This is a genomic window from Salinibacillus kushneri (assembly GCF_900111405.1).
GTDB classification, from domain to species: Bacteria; Bacillota; Bacilli; order Bacillales; family Alkalibacillaceae; genus Salinibacillus; species Salinibacillus kushneri.
The window spans coordinates 47508-70130 of sequence record NZ_FOHJ01000014.1; the positions used below are offsets into that span (position 1 = coordinate 47508).

The following is a 22623-nucleotide window of genomic DNA, read 5'->3' on the forward strand; positions in this document are numbered from 1 at the left end:
GGACTTGCCTACCTGAGGAATTTCGGTTAGGCATACGGTCTAACCGGGGTTTCGACGTTTTGAAGGAGGGTTTTATAAAAATGATTGAAATTGAAAAGCCAAAAATTGAGACGGTTGAAGTAAGTGAAGATGCTACATTTGGAAAGTTCGTTGTTGAACCACTGGAACGTGGATATGGTACAACAATGGGTAACTCCTTACGTCGTATCCTATTATCCTCACTCCCAGGTGCAGCTGTAACATCTGTACAAATTGACGGTGTTCTTCATGAATTTTCAACAGTAGAAGGCGTTGTGGAAGATGTTACAACCATCATTTTAAATCTTAAGAACTTAGCTTTAAAAATCTATTCTGATGATGTTAAAACGATGGAGATTGATGTTCAGGGAGAAGGAACGGTAACAGCTGCTGATATTACCCACGATAGCGATGTAGAAATTTTGAATCCAGATCTCTATATTGCCACTCTATCCAGTAATGCAAACTTCCATATGCGTATTACAGCAGAGCGTGGTCGTGGCTATCGTCCAGCAGAGGAGAATAAGAAAGAGGATCAGCCTATTGGTGTCATTCCAGTTGACTCTATCTTCACACCAGTTTCACGTGCAACCTATCAAGTTGAGGACACACGTGTAGGTCAAGTGGCTAATTTTGATAAGCTTACGCTAGATGTTTGGACAGATGGTAGTATTCGACCAGAAGAAGCCGTTTCACTAGGTGCTAAGGTATTCACAGAGCATTTAAATATTTTTGTTGGACTTACAGATGAAGCACAAAACGCGGAAATTATGGTAGAAAAAGAAGAAGATCAAAAAGAAAAAGTCCTTGAAATGACCATTGAAGAACTTGACTTGTCCGTTCGTTCATACAATTGCTTAAAACGTGCTGGAATTAATTCCGTTCAGGAACTCACTCAAAAATCAGAAGAAGATATGATGAAAGTACGTAATCTTGGGCGTAAATCACTTGATGAAGTGAAATACAAATTGGCTGATTTAGGTTTAGGTTTACGTAACGACGATTAATGATATGCATCTATGATCTTTTGTGAAAAAGGAGGGAAACGAAATGGCTAATACTAAGCTTGGTCGTTCAACAGATCAACGCATTGCGTTACTCCGGAATCTAGCTACAGATCTTATCGTTAAGGAACGTATTGAGACTACTGAAGCAAAGGCTAAGGAGTTACGTTCTGTTGTTGAAAAAATGATTACTCTTGGTAAACGCGGTGACTTACATGCTCGTCGTCAGGCAGAATCATTTTTACAGAATGTTAATGTTGATGAAGAAGAGAAGCAAACAGCTCTACAAAAATTGTTTGCTGATGTAGCACCACGTTATGAAGACCGTCAAGGCGGTTATACTCGTATCCTTAAATTAGGGGAGCGTCGTGGAGACGGTGCTAAAACGGTGATTATTGAACTTGTATAAGATTTTCGTAGGTGAAAGGGCGGTAAGCATCCTGGGATGTGATTCCGACCCTTTTTTATTTTATCCAAAAGTTTTACATGGTTTATGTTAAAATAAAGTGAAACTTCTATTAGTCAGTGAGAACTGCCACTTGTTCTTATGGTAGAGAATAAATCAAAAACTCATCAAAAGGTAATAGACGAATAACCATTCTATTACCTAGGAAATAGTCGAGCCTTTAGAATAGCGGAGGTAATTTTATGAGTCAGCCTAATGATATATCCTTTCAGAATATATCCTTTCAATATCCCCAAGGTGATGAGTGGGCTTTAAAGGATGTATCTTTTCATATAGAGGAAAATGAATGGGTAGCCATTATCGGTCATAATGGATCCGGAAAATCAACCATCGCAAAATTAATGAATGGTTTACTCACTCCACAAAGCGGACGAATTCATATTAAAGGTTTGGAAGTAAATGAAGAGAATATTTGGGAAGTGCGAAAAAAAGTAGGGATGGTATTTCAAAATCCTGATAATCAATTTGTGGGAACAACGGTCATCGATGATATCGCTTTTGGACTGGAAAATCATGGTGTTCAAAGGGATGAAATGCTTAAACGTATGAAATATAGTCTGGAAGCTGTCAAAATGGAGGGTTATGAAAACCATGAACCTCATAATCTTTCAGGTGGTCAAAAACAGCGGGTAGCTATAGCCAGTGTGCTTGCTATTGAGCCCGATATCATTATTTTAGATGAAGCAACAGCCATGTTAGATCCAATAGGACGGAACTCTATTATGGAAACTGTTGATCATGTAAGAAGCGAGCGGGACGTTTCGGTTGTAACCATTACCCATGATTTAAATGAAGTGTTGTTTGCAGACCGCGTCATTGTTATGAATGACGGGGAGGTCTGGAAAGAAGGAACCCCTAGAGAGATATTTAATCTTCATAAAGAACTCGGTGAAATCGGGTTAGACACCCCTTTTGTTACACAGCTTTCAAATTCATTAAAATCAGAAGGTATAGTACTGAATCAGGAACCATTAACACACAAGGAATTGATGGATGAATTATGGACATTTTATTCGAGAACGTAAGCCATATATATCAAAAGAATACACCCTTTGAATTTAAAGCACTGGAAGAGGTTTCCTTTCATATACCAGCAGGTTCATTTGCAGCGATTATTGGACATACTGGAAGTGGAAAATCTACTCTTATTCAGCATTTTAATGGCTTGCTTAAACCTACCAGTGGACACATTCGAATGGGTGATTTTAACATAACTGCCGAGAAAAAGGTTAAAGACATTATGGATTTAAGAAAGCGAGTAGGGGTCGTCTTTCAGTATCCGGAACATCAGTTATTTGAAGAAACGGTTGAAAAGGATATTCAGTTTGGGCCTAAAAACTTCGGCCTATCTCAAGATAAGATTGATTCACGTCTTCCTGAAGTATTAAAATCGGTAAATCTTCCTGAAGGTCTATTGTCCAGGTCCCCCTTTGATTTAAGTGGAGGACAAATGAGAAGAGTAGCCATTGCAGGCGTGCTTATGATGAGCCCTGACCTGCTTGTATTAGATGAGCCAACTGCAGGTTTAGATCCGCGTGGACAAAAGGAAATGATGGACATGTTTTCTCGTGTTCATAAAGAAACACAACGGACGACAATCCTTGTTACACATAGTATGGAAGACGCTTTGAAATATGCAGATTATGTATTTATTATGAATCATGGAAAGCTTGTTATGGAAGGAACCCCTTTGGAAGTGTTTCAAAAGGAAGAGGCATTAAATCAAGTGGGATTAGCTGTACCAGAAGTCATTAAATTTCTTCATGCATTTGAGAGCAGGTTTGGACAGTCTATCCCATTTAAGGGTCAATCGATTCAAGAATTAGCAAAAGAGATGACGGAGATTGTCAGGAGGGGCGTGAAAGATGAGTAATTCGGTCATTATTGGACAATACGTCCCTGGACAATCGCTAGTACACCGTTTGGATCCACGACTAAAAATGATTATGGTCTTTCTATTTATCATTTTTATCTTTCTTGCAAACAGCTGGATGAGCTATTTGGTTTTAACACTGTTTGCACTGCTTAGTGTAGTGACGACCAGAATTGCCCCTTCTTTTGTTATAAAGGGACTAAAGCCTGTATGGTTTTTAATTATTTTCACCTTTATTTTACATTTAATTGTAACTAAAGAGGGAGACATACTGTTTTCCATTTGGAACTTTGATGTTTACTCTGGGGCTTTGTGGAAGGGATTAGAAATCTCTTTACGTTTCTTTTTATTAATCTTAATGACAACATTGCTGACTTTAACGACCACACCGATTTCCATTACAGATGCCATAGAGAGCTTATTTCAGCCATTAAAAAGAATTCGGTTTCCTGTTCATGAGCTAGCGCTTATGATGTCCATTTCTTTACGGTTTATCCCAACTCTCATGCAGGAAACCGACAAAATTTCAAAAGCTCAGGCGTCTCGTGGAGTTGATTTCCGTACAGGAACGATTAAGGAAAGGTTAAAGGCTGTCGTACCATTATTAGTTCCCTTGTTTGTCAGTGCCTTTAAGCGGGCAGAAGAGCTGGCTATGGCAATGGAAGCAAGAGGATATAAAGGTGGAGAAGGCAGAACAAAATTTCGTGAATTAAAACTTAAACCAATGGATGTGTGGATATTTATCCTTTTCATCATTGTTCTGATTACATTTTGGATTTTACGCACATAAAGGGTGAAGCCGATGGAAAGAGTGAAGTGTACGGTACAGTATGACGGGACTTTCTTTTCAGGTTTTCAGATTCAGCCAGATAGACGAACGGTTCAGGGAGAAATTGAAGGTGCGCTTCAACGTATGCATCGAAATCGATTTATCCGTATTATTGCTTCCGGCAGAACGGATACAGGTGTTCATGCACGTGGACAGGTTTTTCATTATGATTCAGATTTAAACCTTTCCGAAGACAAGTGGAAAAAAGCCCTTAATTCCCTGTTGCCAGACGATATTTATATAGCTGCTGTCGAAAAAGTCTCCGATGATTTTCATGCCCGTTTTGATGTGAAGGTGAAAGAGTACCGTTACCAAATTTTAAATCAAAAGGAGCCGGACCTTTTCAATCGTTACTATCATTGGCATGTGAACCAGTCATTAAATGTTGAAAACATGAAAGAAGCCTGTAGAAATATAATGGGGACTCATGATTTTACATCGTTTAGCTCTACGAAAACAACCATTAGAGGCGATAAGGTTCGTACGATGTATAATGTAGACTGCCTTCAAGAAGGGAATAGAATAGCCATTCAAGTGGAAGGTAGTGGCTTTTTATATAATATGGTTAGAATTATAACAGGTACCCTGGTAGAGGTAGGGCAAGGCAAGAAAAAAGCAGAAGAGATTCCAGCGATTATTGAACAAAAAGATCGAGCATTGGCCGGATTAACAGCACCTCCACAAGGGTTATTTTTATGGAAAGTAACCTATTAAAAGCGAATATTGATAAAAATCAATGGATTTTCGTTCGTAAAAAATGAAATTACATCTTTTTTTCCGATAAATGCATGTTATAATGAAATGGAATTGGAAACATCAACCGAAATTTAATAGAGTACCTCTCATATAATATTGGGAATATGGCCCAAAAGTTTCTACCTAGTTACCGTAAATGACTAGACTATGAGAGGAAGAGTTTGTATACCGTAAAAGTCTTTTATGTATTCCTTAATAGGAAGCTCGTATAAAAAAGCTTCCACATTCGTTATAGAAGAGATGAATTTTTTAAAGGCGTAGTGTAGAACAACAGGGTGCAGACTGCTTTCTCTCGTAGAAGCAGTCTGCACTTTTTTAATGAGGAGATGATTTCACATGGAGAATGGCCCTTTAGTTGGTGTGATTATGGGAAGTGTATCCGATTGGGAAACGATGGAGCATGCCTGCAGAATATTAGATGAATGTCAGGTACCTTTTGAAAAGAAAGTTGTATCTGCTCACCGTACACCGAATCGGATGTTTCGATATGCGGAGTCTGCAAAAGAAAGAGGGATAAAGGTCATTATTGCAGGTGCGGGCGGGGCGGCCCATTTACCAGGGATGGTAGCAGCTAAGACAACTTTACCCGTAATAGGTGTACCTGTTCAATCAAAGGCTCTCAATGGGCTTGATTCGCTTCTTTCCATTGCTCAGATGCCTGGAGGAGTCCCGGTTGCGACGGTTGCAATAGGGAAAGCGGGATCTATAAATGCAGGATTACTAGCTTGTCAGATATTAGCAACGCAATATAAAGAAATGGATACGAAGTTAGTAAAACGTCGTGAACAAATGAAGGAACAAGTAGAGGAAAGTAGTGAGGAGTTATAAATATGGATATGATTTTACCAGATAGTACGATTGGAATTATTGGTGGAGGTCAACTCGGAAGAATGATGGCCATTGCAGCAAAAGAGATGGGGTATAAAGTCGCTGTATTAGATCCAAAGGAGAACTCGCCAACCGGTCAAATAGCCGATTTTGAAATCGTTGCTCCATACCATGACATGGAAGCGGCACGACAACTTGCAAACATAAGTGATGTGATTACATATGAATTTGAGAATATCGATTATAGGGTGCTCTTATGGCTTGAGCAAAACGCTAATCTCCCTCAAGGCAGCAGTCTTATTGAGGTGACACAGGACCGAGCAAATGAAAAACGTGCCATTGAACAAAGTGGAGGAAAGCCTGTTTATTACCATCTTGTTAATTCAGAAACAGATGTAAAGCAAGCGGTGGAAAAGATGGGGATACCAGCTGTATTAAAAACAAGGACTGGTGGTTATGACGGGAAAGGCCAAATCATGATTCACACGGAAGCGGATTTGAAGAAAGCAGTGACCTTGCTTCAAAAGGGTCCATGTATTCTCGAACAGTTTATCCCGTTTGAAAAAGAGCTTTCTGTTATCGTTCATCGAAATCGGGATGGAGAATTGAAGACGTTTCCGGTCGGGGAAAATACACATAAAGAACACATCTTGATTCAAACGATTGTACCGGCTCAAATCGACGCTAACACTAGGGAACTGGCTGGAACCACAGCCAAAAATTTAGCTGAATCACTGGATATGGTTGGAACACTTGGTGTGGAAATGTTTCTAACATCAGATGCAAAGATATATATAAATGAATTAGCCCCAAGGCCTCATAACTCTGGTCATTATACATTAAATGCCTGCGAAACTACGCAATTTCAGCAGCATATTCGTGCCATATGCAATTGGCCATTAGGATCTACAGCAATACGTACACCTGTTGTGATGATGAATATATTGGGCGAACATTTAGCGAAAACCTTAACCGCAATTCCACAAATGAATGGCTGTCATGTTCATTTATATGGCAAAGGCGAAGCGAAACGAAAACGTAAAATGGGTCATATAAATTTCATCGGTAAGGATCATGGAACGATTTTAGAAAACATTTCAGCTATGCAAATATGGCAGGAAATGAAACAGGGGGCTACGTTATGATTGACCGCTATACCCGTCCGGAAATGGGGGCTATATGGAGGGATGACAATAAATATAAAGCTTGGTTAGAGGTTGAAATATTAGCCTGTGAAGCTTGGGCAGAACTTGGGGAAATACCAACGAAAGATGTCGAGCTGATTCGAGAACGTGCTTCTTTCAGTGTGAATCGTATTTTAGCCATGGAAGAGGAGACGCGGCATGATGTGGTGGCGTTTACGAGAGCCGTTTCTGAAACATTAGGAGAAGAAAGGAAGTGGATTCATTATGGATTAACTTCAACAGATGTAGTTGACACAGCCCTATCTTATCTCATCAAGCAAGCTAATGGTTTAATACGTAAAAAACTGACTGCCTTTTTAGAGATACTGAAAGAAAAAGCTAAAAAGTATAAATATACTGTGCAAATGGGAAGAACACATGGAGTCCATGCCGAACCAACAACGTTCGGGTTGAAATTAGCCCTTTGGTATGAAGAAATGAAACGAAACATGGAACGATTTAATCAAGCTTGCGACCAAATGGAGGTCGGGAAAATGTCCGGAGCAGTTGGTACCTACGCGAATATTGATCCATTCGTTGAAGAATACGTTTGCGATAGGCTGGGTTTAAAGTATGCTCCTATTTCCACCCAAACGCTGCAACGTGATCGTCATGCTCATTATATAGGGACACTAGCTTTGATAGCTACCTCTATTGAAAAAATGGCAGTCGAAATTCGAGCGCTTCAAAAGAGTGAAACACGGGAAGTAGAAGAGTTTTTTGCTAAGGGACAAAAAGGTTCATCGGCCATGCCCCATAAACGAAACCCGATTGGTTCTGAAAATATGACCGGAATGGCACGGGTTATACGAGGATATATGCTTACTAGTTATGAAAATGTACCCCTTTGGCATGAACGGGATATATCACATTCTTCTGCTGAGCGAATCATTATTCCAGATGTGACGATTGCGATTGATTACATGCTTCATCGATTCGGAAACATTATAAAGAATTTAACCGTGTTTGATCAAAATATGAAGCAAAATATGGATCATACTTATGGATTGATATATTCCCAGCGTGTGCTACTTGGACTTGTAAATAAGGGAATGGTTCGAGAAGAAGCCTATGATATTGTGCAACCACTTGCGATGGAGGCCTGGCACGACCAGAAGACATTCAAGGGATTAGTAAAGCAATCAAAGCAAATTACCTCGTTACTCTCAGAGGAAGAGATAGAGGAGTGTTTTAATCATCAACACCATTTGAAGAATGTAGATAGAATATTTGCTCGCTTAGGTATTGATTGAATCTAAAGGGAGAGATGGCGAATGGTAAAGCAGCAATTGGTCTATGAGGGGAAAGCAAAGCGATTATATCAAACAGATCAAGAAGGTGTTTTATGGGTTGAATACAAAGACAGTGCGACTGCGTTTAATGCCGAAAAGAAAGCTACAATTAATGGAAAAGGTCGTTACAATAACGAAATTTCATCGTTGATTTTTCAACTGCTTCAGCATTATAAGATTCCGACTCATTTTGTAAAACAATTTTCTAAAACGGAACAGCTTGTCCGAGAAACAAAAATAATACCTATTGAAGTAGTAGTAAGGAATGTCGTTGCAGGAAGCCTTTCCAGAAGAATGGGAATAGAGGAAGGAACGGTTTTATCGAAACCAGTCTTAGAATTTTATTACAAAGATGATGACTTGGGGGATCCATTAATTAACGAGGATCATATGAACATATTAAATATCGCTTCACAGGATGAAATCTTACAAATACGAAAGATGGCACGGAATATTAACGATATTTTGATAAATTACTTTAATAAGTGCGATGTTAGGTTAGTTGATTTTAAGTTAGAATTTGGTATTGATCATGAAGGTAAACTTCTCCTGGCAGACGAAATATCTCCGGATACATGCAGGTTGTGGGATATAGCAACCAATCAAAAATTAGATAAAGATGTGTTTAGAAGGGGAATCGGTAGTTTAACGGATGCGTATGCTGAAATTTTACAACGTCTAAAGGAGGTGAACCAGCATGTATAAGATAAAAGTTTATGTCACATTAAAACAAGGTGTACTAGACCCACAAGGTAAGGCCGTCGAAAAAGCTCTTCACACAATGGATTATGATCAAGTGCAAGATGTACGTGTTGGTAAATATATGGAGCTTATTATGGAGAAAAGTGAAAATGTTGGATCCAAAGTAGAAGAAATGTGTCAACGGCTGCTTGCCAATCCTGTCATTGAAGATTATCGCTATGAGATGGAGGAGGTAGTTGGCCAATGAAGTTTGCAGTGGTTGTTTTTCCAGGATCTAATTGTGATGTAGATATGTTTCATGCTATTCAAGATGAATTAGGGGAAGAGGCAGTATTTGTCCCTCATTCGGAGTACGATTTATCTTCATTTGATGCCATCCTCTTACCAGGGGGATTTTCCTATGGAGATTATTTGCGTTCTGGTGCAATCGCTCGTTTTGCTCCAATCATGAAAGCCGTACAAGAAGCGGCTGACGAAGGGAAGCCCGTGTTAGGGGTATGTAATGGGTTCCAAATTTTATTAGAGTCCGGTCTTTTACCAGGAGCTATGAAACAAAATCGAGATGTAAAGTTCATGTGCCGAAATGTAAAACTTCGCGTTGAAAATAACAAGACCATGTTTACGAATCAATATGAGTCTGGTGAAAGCATTGTTATCCCTATAGCGCATGGAGATGGAAATTACGAATGTGATGATACGACTTGGGAGGAAATGATAAAGAATAATCAAATCGTTTTCCGTTATGATGGTCATAACCCGAACGGTTCTAAAGATGACATTGCAGGAATTATGAATAAGAGAGGAAATGTACTTGGTATGATGCCGCATCCTGAACGGGCAGTTGATTCATTACTAGGTAGTAAAGATGGGATTCGGTTATTTCAATCTATTTTAATACTCTGGAGGGAAAACCATGTCGTTACTTCTTGAGCCAAATACTTTAGAGATTAAAGACCAAAAGCTTTATTTACAAATGGGATTAAGTGATGAGGAATTTAACAAAATCACCGAAATTCTGGGGAGAACCCCTAATTATACAGAAACCGGATTATTCTCTGTTATGTGGTCTGAACATTGCAGTTACAAAACATCAAAACCCATTCTAAAAAATTTTCCAACTAATGGGGAACGAATTCTACAAGGCCCAGGTGAAGGAGCTGGAATAGTAGACATTGATGATGGGCAAGCGGTGGTCTTTAAAATAGAAAGTCATAACCATCCATCCGCAATTGAACCTTATCAAGGAGCAGCTACTGGTGTAGGAGGAATCATACGAGATATTTTTTCTATGGGAGCACGACCTATCGCCTTGCTCAACTCCCTTCGTTTCGGAAACCTTGACACACCCAAAGGAAAGTATTTGTTTGAAGAAGTAGTGGCAGGGATTGGAGGTTATGGAAATTGTATTGGGATTCCAACTGTTGGTGGGGAGGTTCAATTTGATGATTGTTATAAAGGGAATCCTCTCGTAAATGCCATGTGTGTTGGGCTAATTAATCAGGAAGATATTCAAAAAGGAAGGGCGAAAGGAATTGGTAATACGGTCATGTATGTTGGTGCGTCAACAGGCTGTGATGGTATACACGGTGCTACCTTTGCATCTGATGAATTGACCGATCAGTCGGGGGAGGATCGACCTGCTGTCCAAGTAGGTGACCCATTCATGGAGAAGTTATTAATAGAAGCTTGTTTACAATTAATAGCATCAGATGCACTTGTTGGTATTCAGGATATGGGAGCAGCGGGATTAACCTCTTCAGCAAGTGAAATGGCTAGTAAAGCAGGAACGGGGATTGAATTAGATTTAGATGAAGTCCCACAACGTGAACCTAATATGACACCCTATGAAATGATGCTTTCTGAATCCCAAGAGCGAATGTTAGTGGTTATTAAAAAAGGAAGAGAAAAAGAGGTTATAGATTTATTTAAGCAGTATGACTTAGAAGCAAAAGCAGTTGGAGTGGTTACAGATGATAAGCAATTTCGCCTATATCATAAGGGAGAAGTTGTTGCAGATGTTCCAGTTGATGCCCTGGCAGAAGATGCTCCCGTTTATCATCTTCCATCAAAGGAACCAGCTTTCTTCCGGGAAATGCAATCATTAGAAGGTAGCCTTCCTGATGTAATCAATTGTAAAGAAACCTTAATTCGTTTATTAAAGCAACCGACTATCGCTAGTAAAGAGTGGGTATATGATCAATACGATTACATGGTCCGTACAAGTACAGTAGTAGCTCCTGGTTCGGATGCTGCTGTATTACGTATCCGTGGAACACAAAAAGCGTTAGCTATGACAACGGATTGTAATTCCAGGTATCTCTATCTTGATCCAGAAACAGGCGGGAAAATTGCAGTGGCAGAAGCGGCTCGAAATATTGTCTGCTCTGGTGGAGAGCCTTTGGCCATTACCGACGGAATAAATTTTGGAAATCCTGAGAAACCGGAGATTTTCTGGCAATTAGAACAAGCAACAAAGGGAATTAGTGAGGCTTGCACTTTGTTGGATACCCCCGTAATTGGCGGGAATGTTTCCCTTTATAATGAAACGAATGGGGAAGCGATTTATCCAACTCCTGTTATTGGAATGGTTGGCCTTATCAAGAACATAAATCAGGTTACAACACAACCCTTTAAAACGGATGGAGACCTCATCTATGTTATCGGAGATGCTCAGAAGGAATTTGGTGGAAGCGAACTTCAACACTTGCTATATGGTGAATACGAAGGGAAGGCACCAAGCATTGACTTGGATGTGGAAGTAAAAAGGCAGAACGAGATTCTTAAAGCCATCAAAGCTCAAACAGTAGCTTCTGCTCATGATATAGCGGAAGGCGGATTTGCAGTTGCTTTAGCCGAATGTCTTATTGATACGAAGTCACTAGGGGCAAAGGTGACTATTGGAAAGGAAACCACTTCTGAATTGTTTAGTGAAACGCAGTCTCGTTTTATTGTGTCCGTTCACCCAAGTCAGAAAGAGGCGTTTGAACAAATCATACAAGATGCAAAATGCATTGGGGAAGTAACAAGTACCGATACAATGGAGATCACGGATCAAGAAAATAACATGGTCTTACGTGCTTCTGTTGCGGAACTAACCAATGCTTGGAAAGGAGCTATTCCATGCTTGCTGAAATGACGGGATTAAACGAGGAATGTGGCGTTTTTGGTGTATTTGGACATCCAGAGGCTATACAGTTAACCTATTATAGTTTACATAGCATGCAGCATAGAGGCCAAGAAGGAGCAGGAATGGTTATATCAGATCAAGTTCATATGCAGCAGGTAAAAGGGGAAGGGTTAGTCACGGAAGTCTTTCATGAGGATTTGCTAAAAACGTTATCTGGCAGTGCATCTATTGGTCATGTCCGTTATTCTACTGCAGGTGGGGGTGGCTATGAAAATGTCCAGCCCTTGTTTTTTAAAACACATACACATTCTTTAGCCTTAGCTCATAATGGAAATTTAACCAATGCTATAGCCATGCGTGAACAATTGGAGAGGGATGGAAGTATATTTCAAACATCATCGGATACCGAAGTGCTTGCTCATTTAATACGAAAGCATAATAGCTTATCATTTAAAGATCAAATAAAACAATCTTTACCTATGCTGGAAGGTGCGTTTGCTTTCTTGATCATGACGGAGGATCAAATGATTGCGGCCTTAGACCCATTAGGGATGCGTCCTCTTTCCTTAGGAAAAATAGATGGAGCCTGGGCTGTTGCATCCGAAACGTGTGCTTTCGATGTAATTGGTGCAGAGTATGTTCGAGAAGTAGAGCCAGGAGAGATGGTCATTATTGATGACGAAGGAATCAGGTCAGAATATTACACTAAACAGACAGAACGAGCGCTATGTTCGATGGAATATGTTTACTTTGCAAGGCCCGATAGTAATGTAGATGGTTTAAACATTCACTCTACTCGTAAAATGCTTGGGAAACAATTAGCTAAAGAAGCATTTGTAGAGGCAGATGTCGTTACAGGAGTTCCTGATTCAAGTATTTCCGCTGCCATTGGTTTTGCAGAAGAATCAAACACCCCCTATGAATTAGGTCTAATTAAGAATCGCTATGTAGGCAGAACGTTTATTAAGCCATCCCAGGAATTACGCGAAAAAGGAGTACAAATGAAGCTTTCTCCTGTTCGAAAGATTGTGGAAGGAAAACGAGTCGTGATGGTCGATGATTCTATTGTAAGGGGAACTACATCGAAAAAAATTGTCAGTATGCTAAGGGAAGCAGGCGCTAAAGAGGTGCATGTCCGTATTAGTTCACCGCCTATTACGAATCCTTGTTATTATGGCATTGATACATCATCGGCTGGAGAATTAATTGCAGCAAAACGCAACGTAGCAGAAATATGTCAATTAATTGGCGCTGATAGCCTCTCTTATTTATCGATTGATGGGATGTTAGAGGCTATTGGAAGGCCAAGTTCTATGAAAAATTGCGGGCAATGTCTCGCTTGCTTTACGGGGAATTACCCAACTGAGATTCATGATCATACTGTACGCCCACATGAAAAGATAAGTCTCATATAAAAGGAGAGCCTAGTTGATGGTAGAAGCTTATAAGCAGTCAGGTGTGAATATAGAAGCGGGGTATGAATCGGTTCATCGAATGAAAAAACATATTCAGAAAACGGTTCGTCCAGAGGTCATTGGACATGTTGGGGGATTCGGGGGCATGTTCGACCTTTCTAACTTAGATATGAAGGAACCAGTTTTAGTTTCCGGAACAGATGGAGTTGGTACAAAGCTTAAAATAGCTTTTCAACTGGATAAGCATGATACGATTGGAGTGGATCTTGTCGCAATGTGTGTCAATGATATCGTTGCACAAGGAGCTACCCCTCTTTACTTTCTCGATTATTTAGCATTAGGTAAAACCGAACCGTGGAAAATTGAACAAATTATTAAGGGAATTGTGGATGGATGCTTACAAGCAGGCTGCGCATTAATTGGCGGTGAAACAGCAGAAATGCCGGGTATGTATGGAGATGAAGAGTATGACATGGCAGGCTTTGCTGTGGGGGCAGCAGAAAAATCGAACATGATTTCCGGAGATTCCATCAAAAAGGGTGATCTATTAATTGGATTAGGGTCAAATGGAATACACAGCAATGGGTTTTCTTTGGTAAGAAAGGTATTACTGGATGAAGAGCAACTTCACCTAAATGAATACCACTCCAGATTGGAAAAAACACTTGGAGAAGCATTACTGGAACCGACTCGAATTTATGTAAAACCCATTCTCAATCTATTAAACCAATATTCTATTGATGGCATCGCCCATATAACTGGTGGCGGATTTTATGAAAATATTCCTCGCATGTTGCCTCAAGGATTAGGGGTGAAGATTGATCAAAATGCATGGGAAGTACCCGTCATTTTTGACTTTATCAAAAGGACAGGAAATCTTTTGGAACAGGATATGTTTAGTGTGTTTAATATGGGGATTGGAATGGTGGTAAGTGTAAAACCAGATATAGCCGAAGACGTCCAGGAGCAGCTAGTCTCAAGTGGTAACAAAGCTTTTATCATAGGAGAGGTGACAGACGAAATGGGTGTTCAATTTGTCGGAAGGAGATCAGTATGAAAAGAATTGCCGTATTTGCATCTGGCAGTGGTTCAAATTTTCAGTCGATTGTCGATGAAAATCAAGTTGCTTATGAAGTCGTTTTACTTGTTTGTGATCAGCCGAAAGCTAAAGTTATCGAGCGGGGTAATAAAGCAGACATCCCTACTTGTGTGTTTCAACCGAAATCATATGTAAAGAAGGAAGTTTTTGAAAAAGAAATCATTCAACAGCTTTTCGCTTATCAAGTGGATTTCATTGTGCTAGCAGGTTATATGCGGTTAATTGGACCTACCATTTTGTCAGCCTATGAAGGAAAGATTGTTAATATTCATCCTTCCCTGTTACCTGCCTTTCCAGGTAAAGACGCTATTGGTCAGGCGTTGGACAAAAATGTGAAAGTGACAGGGGTGACGGTCCATTTTGTTGATGAGGGAATGGATACCGGTCCAATTATTGCTCAAGAACCAATTTATGTACATCAGGAGGATTCAAGGGTAACTTTACAACAAAAAATCCATGAAATAGAGCATCACTTATACCCAAAAGTCATTCAGGATTTGTGCCTGTCTAGTGAAAAGGAGAGTGTGTGAAATGAATCAAAAAAGAGCGTTAATTAGTGTATCAAACAAAGAAGGAATTAGTGAATTTGCACAATCACTTCAAGCACACGGGATTGAGATTATCTCAACTGGGGGTACCCAAAAGCTTCTTAAGGAAAATGGTGTAGATGTGAGGGGAATTTCTGATATAACAGATTTTCCAGAAATTTTAGACGGCCGGGTAAAAACCTTACATCCAGCTGTTCATGCAGGGTTATTAGCCATTCGTGATCATGAAGCCCATCAAAAACAGCTGGAAAACTTACATATTGGCATGATTGACTATGTAGTTGTTAATCTATATCCCTTTAAAGAAACGATTTCCAATCCAGATGTCACCTTTGCAGACGCGATTGAAAACATTGATATTGGTGGTCCGACTATGCTTCGTTCCGCTGCAAAAAACCATAGAGATGTTACGGTTGTAGTCGATCCCAAAGACTATAAGAAGGTAATAAGTGAACTGGATGCCCACGGTGAGGTTTCAACTGAAGTAAAGAAGGAATTTGCTGCGAAAGTATTTCGTCATACAGCTCATTATGATGCTTTAATTGCTCAATATTTAACCAGGGAAATCAATCACAAATCTCCAGAAACCTTAACCATTACCTATGAAAAAAGACAAGATTTACGATACGGGGAGAATCCGCATCAAAGTGCAACATTTTATCAGGAGACACTACCTGTCGCTTCTTCTATCGCATCGGCTAAACAATGGAATGGAAAAGAACTCTCCTATAACAACATCCATGATGCAGATGCAGCATTGTCCATGGTAAAGGAATTTAAGAAACCAGCAGTAGTAGCAGTGAAACATATGAATCCTTGTGGTGTTGGTGTTGGTGAAACGGTCGAACAAGCATATGACCGAGCATACGAGGCTGACTCTAAATCTATTTTTGGGGGAATTATTGCGACAAATAGGGAAATTGATGAGTCGGCAGCATTAAAAATGAAAGAAATTTTCTTAGAGATTATTATTGCACCATCCTTTACAGAAGAGGCCTTAAAGGTATTAACAAGTAAGAAAAACCTCCGACTTTTAACTATTGAACAGGCAGAGAATCAGGAAATCAGACAAAAGCTTACATCTGTTCATGGTGGTCTTTTAGTGCAAGATGAGGATATGTATTCGTTTGATGATGCAACGATTTCGATTCCGACAAAACGAGGACCAACAGATGAAGAGTGGAATGATTTAAAGTTAGCTTGGCAGGTTGTAAAGCACGTAAAATCGAATGCCATTTTATTAGCAAAAGATCAAATGACTATTGGGGTTGGTGCAGGTCAAATGAACCGTGTTGGTGCTGCTGAAATCGCAATAGAACAAGCAGGTGAAAAAGCGAAAGGAGCAAGTCTTGCTTCTGATGCCTTTTTTCCAATGGATGATACCGTTGAAGCAGCTGCCAAAGCAGGCATTACCGCAATCATTCAGCCTGGGGGCTCTATTCGTGATGAAGATTCAATAAAAAAATGTGATGAATATGGAATAGCGATGGTCTTTACTGGTGTGCGTCACTTTAAACATTAATAGAATAGAGGTGCGTAAAATTGAAGGTTCTTGTCATTGGAAAAGGTGGACGGGAACATGTGGTGGCCTGGAAATTTTCACAAAGTTCAAAGGTAGATACAGTATTTGTCGCTCCTGGTAATGATGGGATGACAGATGTTGCGGAGTGTATATCTATTGAGGAGTCTGATCAGGAAAATTTAGTTCGATTCGCCAAGAAGAAAAAGATAGATCTTACTTTTGTTGGTCCGGAAGCCCCCCTATTAGATGGAATTGTCAATCGTTTTCATGAAGCAGGATTAACGGTTTTTGGTCCGACGAAGGAAGCTGCCTTCATAGAAGGGAGTAAATCCTACGCCAAAAAAATTATGCAAAAGTACCAAATTCCAACTGGTTTATCTGAAACGTTTACTGACTATGAAAAAGCGAAAGCCTATGTGGAAAAGCAGGGTGCCCCAATTGTGATAAAAGCGGATGGTTTGGCAGCTGGAAAAGGGGTAATCGTGGCGATGACTTTAAAAGAGGCTATGGATGCATTAGATCAATTTATGAATCAGGGCCAGTTTGGATATGCAAGCCAAAAAGTTGTGGTGGAAGAATTTTTAGAAGGGGAAGAATTTTCATTAATGGCTTTTGTAAACGGTACGCATGTATATCCGATGGTTCTCTCTCAAGATCACAAACGAGCCTATGAAAAAGATCAAGGACCAAATACAGGCGGTATGGGGGCTTATTCCCCAGTACCACAAGTTTCAGCACAAATAGTACAAGTTGCGATAGATCGAATATTAAAACCTGCAGCAGAGGCATTAGTAAATGAAGGAACGCCCTTTACAGGTATATTGTATGGGGGATTAATTGCAACGAAGAAAGGGCCTAAAGCTATTGAGTTTAATGCACGATTTGGTGATCCAGAAGCGCAAGTGATTCTCCCACGGCTACAGAGTGATTTGTTTGAAGTAATCGAATCATTGTTACATAAAGAGGATTCGGTAGAGCTTGTGTGGTCCGATCAAGCTATTGTCGGAGTGGTTTTAGCTTCTCGGGGCTATCCTGGTACATATGAAAAAGAAAAGCCTATCATTGGATTAGAAACGATAAGGGAGGATACGTTTGTCTTTCATGCTGGCACGAAAAAATCTGCGGAGGGGTTTCTTACAAATGGCGGCAGGGTGTTATTGCTAGCCCGTATGGATGATACCTTACAACAAGCGCAGGAGCAGATTTATGAAGAACTGAAAAAATTAAAATCGGGTGATGTGTTTTATCGTAGGGATATTGCTGCGAAAGCCCTTGTATTTCAAAGGTAAACATTTAAAAATAACGAGCGCAGTTACTGACGACTTAATGGAATGAACCATAGGGGAGCTGCGTGTTTATGACGCCGGTCGTTTGGGCGGAGGCTTATAAAGCCTTTTTTGATTTTTTCATTTATTAACAGCCAACAGATTTTATAGGAGGTACATAATGGAAAATTAGTCGATACTAGATGGAAGACACGTAGCTCAGTCGGTTAAGGACTCATTAAAACCAAGAGTTGCCGCACTGGAAGAACAAGGGATTACTCCTTGTTTAGCAACGATTCTTGTTGGGAGTGACTCATCATCGAAAACCTATGTAAAGATGAAAGGGAATGCCTGTGAGCGGCTAGGCATTGATTCAAAGCAAATTCATTTACCAGAGGAAACGACAACAGAACAATTGTTGGATCAAATCGAAAAATTGAACGAGGACGAAACGGTTCATGGTATTTTACTACAACATCCTGTCCCCAATCACATTGATGAACGTTTAGCTTTTGATACAATAGCGATAGAGAAAGATGTAGATGGGGTAACCAGTGAGGGCTTCGGTCAAACCGCTTTTAACTTTGGGAAATTTCCAAGCTGTACGCCTGCTGCTATTTTAGAAATGATTGACTTTTATCACATTCCTGTCGAAGGAAAGCGTGCTGTCGTTATTGGCAGAAGTCCAATCTTAGGAAAGCCGGTTTCCATGATGTTACTGAATCGGAATGCAACGGTTACTATGTGCCATTCCAAAACAGAAAACTTACCTGAAGTCATACAACAGGCAGATATTGTAATTGCTGCCGTTGGAAAACCAAGCTTTGTCCAAGGAAACTGGGTGAAACAGGGTGCGGTTATTCTTGATGCAGGGTATAATAAAGGAAATATTGGTGATGTTGATTATGATTCTTGTGTTGAGAAGGCAGGTGCAATCACACCAGTTCCTGGAGGAGTGGGTCCTGTGACCATTTCAATGTTACTTAAACATACGGTTCTTTCAGCTGAATGGAAGACTGCAAAGGGAAATATCTGATAGGATTTTTCTTTAGAAGTGGGGAAGAAAAGAAGGTTTTATCTAGGAATTCACCTTGACATTCACACTACAGCTATTATAATATTATCTATGGCATTTTATTTCAGAACCACGATTAGCCCCGGAACTATTCGTGTTGAGATAATGAATAAAAGTGAAAAAAGCATTTGAATGATTGAAAATTAGGAGGGAAACCAACATGCGTACAACATTCATGGCGAATGATCAAAACGTTGATCGCAAATGGTATGTTGTTGATGCGGAAGGACAAACTCTTGGTCGTTTGGCTAGTGAAGTTGCCGCTATTCTTCGCGGAAAGCATAAACCAACATACACACCGCATGTAGATACCGGTGATCATGTTATCATCGTGAACGCTAATAAAATAAACCTAACTGGAAAAAAACTTTCTGATAAAATGTATTACCGCCATTCAAATTATCCTGGTGGGCTTAAAGCCCGCAGCGCTAACGAAATGCGTAATGATTATGCAGAAAGAATGATCGAAATTACCGTTTCAGGTATGCTGCCTAAGAACAAATTAGGTCGTAAAATGATTAAAAAACTTCATGTATTTGAAGGACCTGAACACACTCACCAAGCACAAAAACCAGAAGTTTATGAACTTCGTGGGTAATTTTAAGGAGGTTGACTAGAGTGGCTGAAGTACAATACTACGGTACAGGACGTCGTAAAAGCTCCGTAGCTCGTGTTCGTCTCGTTCCTGGTACTGGTAAAGTAGTTGTGAATAAACGTGATGCGGAAGATTACTTCCCATATGAAACACTACGTCGTATTTTAAACCAACCATTAGAAGTTACTGAAACACAAGGTAGCTATGATGTGTTGGCAAATGTTGATGGTGGAGGATTTACTGGTCAAGCAGGTGCAATCCGTCTAGGTATTGCTCGTGCATTGCTTGAAGCAGATCCAGAATATCGTTCTTCACTTAAACGTGCCGGTCTTCTAACTCGTGATGCTCGTGAGAAAGAGCGTAAGAAATACGGTCTTAAAGCAGCACGTCGCGCACCACAGTTCTCAAAACGTTAATAGGATTATTGATATACCAACGTTTGCAAAGATTTTTTGGTGCAAGTTGGTGCAAATTAACGTTAATCTTATAAAGCATTTAACAGATTTAAAGCATCGGCATCTTGCTGGTGCTTTTTTTCTGGCATTAATTCTAGATAATAATTTTGCTTGAGCAAATAAAAATGATGCATGCGTACCTCTTAAACCGTGAAAAGTTGTTTTCTTAATATCTAATTTCTTCAATAACTCCGTTAATTGTTCCGACTGTTTAAAACCGCCAAAACTGAAAATATAACCATTCTCTTTCACAGGAATTTTACGAATGAGGTTATATACTTCTTTGTTAATAGAAACATCGTTTTACATTTTGTGTCTTTAACGAAGTGTCATCAGAAGTAGGACTGATGGAATGTCTCGCTTTTATTCCGTATTCATAAAGACTCTCTGGGCGTATTGCTAGTAGTTCTCCACGTCGCATCCCCGTTTCTAATGCAAGTAATACAAGTAAGTTAAATTCTTCTTCATATCGCTTCCTATCAATCAAGTCACTTGCTGATTTAATCTTTAGTTGTTTATGTGAATCAACTGAATAAAATTCGTAAATATACCAGTCACGATCTTTAGATAAGTACTTGCGCTCACTTACGTAACCTTTTAAAGCTGAATCAATCCGCATAGCTTCAAGTTTCTTGTCGAATTTAATTGTATTATTGATGAAAACTTTTCCAGACTTTCTTGTTCGATTATCATCAAATGTTATCTTGATTGTTGGTAAAGTAACTAAACGATTATCAAATTCGCGTTCATCTTCAAATCTTGCGTCTTTAATATGTCTTCTGATTCGCTTTGTCATCAAATAATAATGCAGAGAAAAAAATAGACCAAACCACAATTTATTGCGAATTGACCAATTAACAAGCAAAGTAACTACCATAAGATCATCAGGAATCGAGAAGATATTTGATTCATATTTGTTCAACAAACAGTGGATACAGTTTAATTTCAAAGTTTAAGTGGTTCGTGTACTTACAGTGTTTTTCCTTTTCAGCTCTCCCAATTATAATCTTCTAATTCGTCTGTAATGCAGAGACGAATTATCGATTGAGTAAAGGGTCTTCGTTCTTCGGATGTTATGAGTCAGCCAAGTAGGATAAGGGTGCGTAGAAAGCAATTAACGCTTTTAACGCACCCTAATTCATTGGGCTTCCCCAAAACATATACGAATCACTTGATAGCTTTGCTACTTACGCCGCTTAACATTAATCGATTCGGAAATTCTCTATATGGTGACCAAAAAGGTCAAAAAAATTAGAGAGGTTGATCTAGGTGGAAACCATTTTAGAGATTGTACACATTGAACAAATTATTCGAGAGGCAGATGAGGGAGTCAACTACATTATTCGTAGTCCAGAAGACGGAGCAAAGATAGCATCTCGCTTTATTGGTTGTGATGATCGTGAAGTGTTTTTTGTCATGTGTTTAAACACGAAAAACAATGTTGTTGCAGTTCAACGTTGTCATGTTGGCTCGTTGAATTCCTCGATTGTACATCCACGCGAGGTGTTTAAATCAGCAATACTTAATAATGCATCAAGTGTTATTGTTGCACATCAGCATCCCAGTGGTGACATAAAACCATCGATGGAAGATAGTAATGTTACAAAGAGTTTAGTCGATGCTGGAAAGTTACTAGGCATCGAAGTGCTTGATCACTTAGTAGTAAATAGTGATAACAGTTTTACTAGCCTGAAAGAAAGAGGTTATATTTATTAGAGATAATGGATTATTAGGGTATAAATTTATTGTATATTGAAGTACTTTTATTCAATAAAATTCTCAAAGCTTGTTCAATTACCGAAGCAGGTTAATTGAAAGAGGATTACTGTAAAGATAAACCCTTTCTATACGCTATAATGTACACTTAGCTCGTTTTGAAATTTCATATTTCGAAGTGAATCTTTCTTTATATTGGCTTTAAATATAATCTTTTTTGCTATAAGATAAATGATATGCTACAATTTATAATGACCGTTCAGTACAAAAGGGGTGTTTTCGTGAAAAAGTCACCGAAAAGAGAGGCTATATTGAATACAGCTGAAAAATTATTTTATAAGTACGGCTTTCATGCAACCGGTGTGAAAAGTATATTGGACCAAGCCGGGGTCGCACCAATGACCATGTATTATCATTTTCAATCAAAGGAAGATGTAATCAAAGAAATATTAATTCGAAGAGAAAAAGAATATTTTCAATCGTTAGAGTCCAAAATCAACAAGGAGAATGGTATTAATCAGTATGTAGAGTCGCTAATTAAAGAACACCTTAATTGGATAGAAACTGATGGTTTTAATGGTTGTTTATTCTTGAGAGCGAAGCAAGAATATGAAAGTGTAAATGAAGAAATTTCTGCACTAAGTAAAGAGCATAAAAAAACACTCTTAAATAAAATTGAAAATGATTTGCAACTTTTTCGCGCTTCAGAATCTTTTGGTATGCAATTATTTATTATTCTAGAGGGATTAACATCTATGGCTCAAATACTGGAGTTAGAAGAGGTTAAGAAGACTTCTAAAGATTTAGCAATTAGTATTCAGGTTTCCGAATAATTTATAGGATATAGGGAGTGA

Annotated in this window: 25 protein-coding genes and 2 riboswitches; of the genes, 23 read left to right on the forward strand and 2 right to left on the reverse strand. The window is 39.2% G+C overall.

Translation table 11 applies throughout. The annotated features are described in order from the left end of the window. The first annotated feature begins 80 nt into the window (after positions 1–80). The 21 genes from BMX63_RS15815 to rpsI all read left to right on the forward strand — a co-directional run bounded on the left by BMX63_RS15815 (position 81) and on the right by rpsI (position 20014). Positions 81–1025, forward strand: a complete 945-nt coding sequence (locus BMX63_RS15815; RefSeq protein ID WP_093137319.1) for a DNA-directed RNA polymerase subunit alpha — start codon at positions 81–83, stop codon at positions 1023–1025. A 43-nt stretch (positions 1026–1068) separates the two neighbouring features. After that, entirely contained in the window at positions 1069–1431 is a 363-nt protein-coding gene (gene rplQ, locus BMX63_RS15820) for a 50S ribosomal protein L17 (RefSeq protein WP_093137321.1), read from the forward strand. Positions 1432–1670: 239 nt separating this feature from the next. After that, positions 1671–2513: an energy-coupling factor ABC transporter ATP-binding protein gene (locus BMX63_RS15825; RefSeq protein WP_093137323.1), complete on the forward strand. Its 843-nt coding sequence runs from the start codon at positions 1671–1673 to the stop codon at positions 2511–2513. Further along, positions 2489–3361, forward strand: a complete 873-nt coding sequence (locus tag BMX63_RS15830; RefSeq protein ID WP_093137325.1) for an energy-coupling factor ABC transporter ATP-binding protein — start codon at positions 2489–2491, stop codon at positions 3359–3361. The genes BMX63_RS15825 and BMX63_RS15830 overlap by 25 nt, the downstream gene beginning before the upstream one ends. Further along, complete coding sequence (locus tag BMX63_RS15835) at positions 3354–4151, forward strand: energy-coupling factor transporter transmembrane component T family protein (protein WP_093137327.1); 798 nt, start codon at positions 3354–3356, stop codon at positions 4149–4151. Before BMX63_RS15830 ends, BMX63_RS15835 begins: the two co-directional genes overlap by 8 nt. Before the next feature lie 12 nt (positions 4152–4163). Continuing rightward, on the forward strand, positions 4164–4904 hold the full coding sequence (truA, locus tag BMX63_RS15840; RefSeq protein ID WP_093137329.1) for a tRNA pseudouridine(38-40) synthase TruA: 741 nt from the start codon (positions 4164–4166) through the stop codon (positions 4902–4904). A 108-nt stretch (positions 4905–5012) separates the two neighbouring features. Continuing rightward, a riboswitch (purine riboswitch) is annotated at positions 5013–5114 on the forward strand. Positions 5115–5282: 168 nt separating this feature from the next. Further along, complete coding sequence (gene purE / locus BMX63_RS15845; protein ID WP_093137331.1) at positions 5283–5774, forward strand: 5-(carboxyamino)imidazole ribonucleotide mutase; 492 nt, start codon at positions 5283–5285, stop codon at positions 5772–5774. A 2-nt stretch (positions 5775–5776) separates the two neighbouring features. Further along, positions 5777–6919, forward strand: coding sequence for a 5-(carboxyamino)imidazole ribonucleotide synthase (gene purK / locus BMX63_RS15850; RefSeq protein ID WP_093137333.1), 1143 nt, complete (start codon positions 5777–5779; stop codon positions 6917–6919). Beyond that, positions 6916–8211 (forward strand): adenylosuccinate lyase, encoded by a 1296-nt coding sequence (purB, locus tag BMX63_RS15855; RefSeq protein WP_093137335.1) that lies wholly within the window; start codon positions 6916–6918, stop codon positions 8209–8211. Before purK ends, purB begins: the two co-directional genes overlap by 4 nt. Positions 8212–8232: 21 nt before the next feature. Beyond that, a complete protein-coding gene (gene purC, locus BMX63_RS15860; protein ID WP_093137337.1) occupies positions 8233–8955 on the forward strand; it encodes a phosphoribosylaminoimidazolesuccinocarboxamide synthase in 723 nt (240 codons plus the stop codon). After that, a complete protein-coding gene (gene purS, locus BMX63_RS15865; RefSeq protein WP_093137339.1) occupies positions 8948–9199 on the forward strand; it encodes a phosphoribosylformylglycinamidine synthase subunit PurS in 252 nt (83 codons plus the stop codon). The genes purC and purS overlap by 8 nt, the downstream gene beginning before the upstream one ends. Continuing rightward, positions 9196–9882, forward strand: coding sequence for a phosphoribosylformylglycinamidine synthase subunit PurQ (purQ, locus tag BMX63_RS15870; RefSeq protein WP_093137341.1), 687 nt, complete (start codon positions 9196–9198; stop codon positions 9880–9882). The genes purS and purQ overlap by 4 nt, the downstream gene beginning before the upstream one ends. Beyond that, a complete protein-coding gene (gene purL, locus BMX63_RS15875) occupies positions 9866–12088 on the forward strand; it encodes a phosphoribosylformylglycinamidine synthase subunit PurL (protein ID WP_093137343.1) in 2223 nt (740 codons plus the stop codon). The genes purQ and purL overlap by 17 nt, the downstream gene beginning before the upstream one ends. Then, positions 12073–13494: an amidophosphoribosyltransferase gene (gene purF / locus BMX63_RS15880; RefSeq protein WP_093137345.1), complete on the forward strand. Its 1422-nt coding sequence runs from the start codon at positions 12073–12075 to the stop codon at positions 13492–13494. Before purL ends, purF begins: the two co-directional genes overlap by 16 nt. Before the next feature lie 16 nt (positions 13495–13510). Next, on the forward strand, positions 13511–14551 hold the full coding sequence (gene purM, locus BMX63_RS15885) for a phosphoribosylformylglycinamidine cyclo-ligase (RefSeq protein ID WP_093137347.1): 1041 nt from the start codon (positions 13511–13513) through the stop codon (positions 14549–14551). Continuing rightward, positions 14548–15123 (forward strand): phosphoribosylglycinamide formyltransferase, encoded by a 576-nt coding sequence (gene purN, locus BMX63_RS15890; protein WP_093137349.1) that lies wholly within the window; start codon positions 14548–14550, stop codon positions 15121–15123. Before purM ends, purN begins: the two co-directional genes overlap by 4 nt. A gap of 1 nt (position 15124) precedes the next feature. Then, positions 15125–16663 (forward strand): bifunctional phosphoribosylaminoimidazolecarboxamide formyltransferase/IMP cyclohydrolase, encoded by a 1539-nt coding sequence (gene purH, locus BMX63_RS15895; RefSeq protein ID WP_093137350.1) that lies wholly within the window; start codon positions 15125–15127, stop codon positions 16661–16663. Between the two features lie 20 nt (positions 16664–16683). Next, the gene (purD, locus tag BMX63_RS15900; protein WP_093137352.1) at positions 16684–17952 is read left to right on the forward strand and encodes a phosphoribosylamine--glycine ligase; all 1269 of its coding nucleotides are present in this window, start codon (positions 16684–16686) and stop codon (positions 17950–17952) included. A gap of 12 nt (positions 17953–17964) precedes the next feature. Then, a riboswitch (ZMP/ZTP riboswitch) is annotated at positions 17965–18047 on the forward strand. Positions 18048–18124: 77 nt separating this feature from the next. After that, positions 18125–18964, forward strand: coding sequence for a bifunctional 5,10-methylenetetrahydrofolate dehydrogenase/5,10-methenyltetrahydrofolate cyclohydrolase (locus BMX63_RS15905; protein ID WP_093137353.1), 840 nt, complete (start codon positions 18125–18127; stop codon positions 18962–18964). 199 nt (positions 18965–19163) lie between these two features. Next, on the forward strand, positions 19164–19601 hold the full coding sequence (gene rplM, locus BMX63_RS15910; RefSeq protein WP_093137355.1) for a 50S ribosomal protein L13: 438 nt from the start codon (positions 19164–19166) through the stop codon (positions 19599–19601). Between the two features lie 20 nt (positions 19602–19621). Then, positions 19622–20014, forward strand: a complete 393-nt coding sequence (gene rpsI / locus BMX63_RS15915) for a 30S ribosomal protein S9 (protein ID WP_093137357.1) — start codon at positions 19622–19624, stop codon at positions 20012–20014. Here rpsI and BMX63_RS18575 read toward each other — a convergent pair. Continuing rightward, on the reverse strand, positions 20003–20305 hold the full coding sequence (locus tag BMX63_RS18575) for a hypothetical protein (protein ID WP_245732858.1): 303 nt from the start codon (positions 20303–20305) through the stop codon (positions 20003–20005). The genes rpsI and BMX63_RS18575 overlap by 12 nt on opposite strands. Before the next feature lie 34 nt (positions 20306–20339). Then, positions 20340–20849 (reverse strand): site-specific integrase, encoded by a 510-nt coding sequence (locus BMX63_RS18580; protein ID WP_245732859.1) that lies wholly within the window; start codon positions 20847–20849, stop codon positions 20340–20342. Between the two features lie 473 nt (positions 20850–21322). On the opposite strand from BMX63_RS18580, the gene BMX63_RS15930 reads away from it, so the two are divergent. Both BMX63_RS15930 and BMX63_RS15935 read left to right on the forward strand, forming a co-directional pair. After that, complete coding sequence (locus BMX63_RS15930; RefSeq protein WP_177167360.1) at positions 21323–21769, forward strand: JAB domain-containing protein; 447 nt, start codon at positions 21323–21325, stop codon at positions 21767–21769. 281 nt (positions 21770–22050) lie between these two features. Beyond that, the gene (locus BMX63_RS15935) at positions 22051–22602 is read left to right on the forward strand and encodes a TetR/AcrR family transcriptional regulator (protein ID WP_093137358.1); all 552 of its coding nucleotides are present in this window, start codon (positions 22051–22053) and stop codon (positions 22600–22602) included. Positions 22603–22623: the final 21 nt, after the last annotated feature.

Bases quoted from the DNA above. Each gene is read 5' to 3' on its own strand.
- purH (WP_093137350.1), top strand. From the start codon at position 15,125: ATGAATCAAAAAAGAGCGTTAATTAGTGTATCAAACAAAGAAGGAATT.
- purS (WP_093137339.1), top strand. From the start codon at position 8,948: ATGTATAAGATAAAAGTTTATGTCACATTAAAACAAGGTGTACTAGAC.
- purM (WP_093137347.1), top strand. From the start codon at position 13,511: ATGGTAGAAGCTTATAAGCAGTCAGGTGTGAATATAGAAGCGGGGTAT.
- purL (WP_093137343.1), top strand. From the start codon at position 9,866: ATGTCGTTACTTCTTGAGCCAAATACTTTAGAGATTAAAGACCAAAAG.
- purN (WP_093137349.1), top strand. From the start codon at position 14,548: ATGAAAAGAATTGCCGTATTTGCATCTGGCAGTGGTTCAAATTTTCAG.
- BMX63_RS15835 (WP_093137327.1), top strand. From the start codon at position 3,354: ATGAGTAATTCGGTCATTATTGGACAATACGTCCCTGGACAATCGCTA.
- truA (WP_093137329.1), top strand. From the start codon at position 4,164: ATGGAAAGAGTGAAGTGTACGGTACAGTATGACGGGACTTTCTTTTCA.
- rplM (WP_093137355.1), top strand. From the start codon at position 19,164: ATGCGTACAACATTCATGGCGAATGATCAAAACGTTGATCGCAAATGG.
- BMX63_RS15815 (WP_093137319.1), top strand. From the start codon at position 81: ATGATTGAAATTGAAAAGCCAAAAATTGAGACGGTTGAAGTAAGTGAA.
- purK (WP_093137333.1), top strand. From the start codon at position 5,777: ATGGATATGATTTTACCAGATAGTACGATTGGAATTATTGGTGGAGGT.
- rplQ (WP_093137321.1), top strand. From the start codon at position 1,069: ATGGCTAATACTAAGCTTGGTCGTTCAACAGATCAACGCATTGCGTTA.
- purF (WP_093137345.1), top strand. From the start codon at position 12,073: ATGCTTGCTGAAATGACGGGATTAAACGAGGAATGTGGCGTTTTTGGT.
- purE (WP_093137331.1), top strand. From the start codon at position 5,283: ATGGAGAATGGCCCTTTAGTTGGTGTGATTATGGGAAGTGTATCCGAT.
- purQ (WP_093137341.1), top strand. From the start codon at position 9,196: ATGAAGTTTGCAGTGGTTGTTTTTCCAGGATCTAATTGTGATGTAGAT.
- BMX63_RS15830 (WP_093137325.1), top strand. From the start codon at position 2,489: ATGGACATTTTATTCGAGAACGTAAGCCATATATATCAAAAGAATACA.
- BMX63_RS15825 (WP_093137323.1), top strand. From the start codon at position 1,671: ATGAGTCAGCCTAATGATATATCCTTTCAGAATATATCCTTTCAATAT.
- BMX63_RS18580 (WP_245732859.1), bottom strand. From the start codon at position 20,849: ATGACAAAGCGAATCAGAAGACATATTAAAGACGCAAGATTTGAAGAT.
- purB (WP_093137335.1), top strand. From the start codon at position 6,916: ATGATTGACCGCTATACCCGTCCGGAAATGGGGGCTATATGGAGGGAT.
- purC (WP_093137337.1), top strand. From the start codon at position 8,233: ATGGTAAAGCAGCAATTGGTCTATGAGGGGAAAGCAAAGCGATTATAT.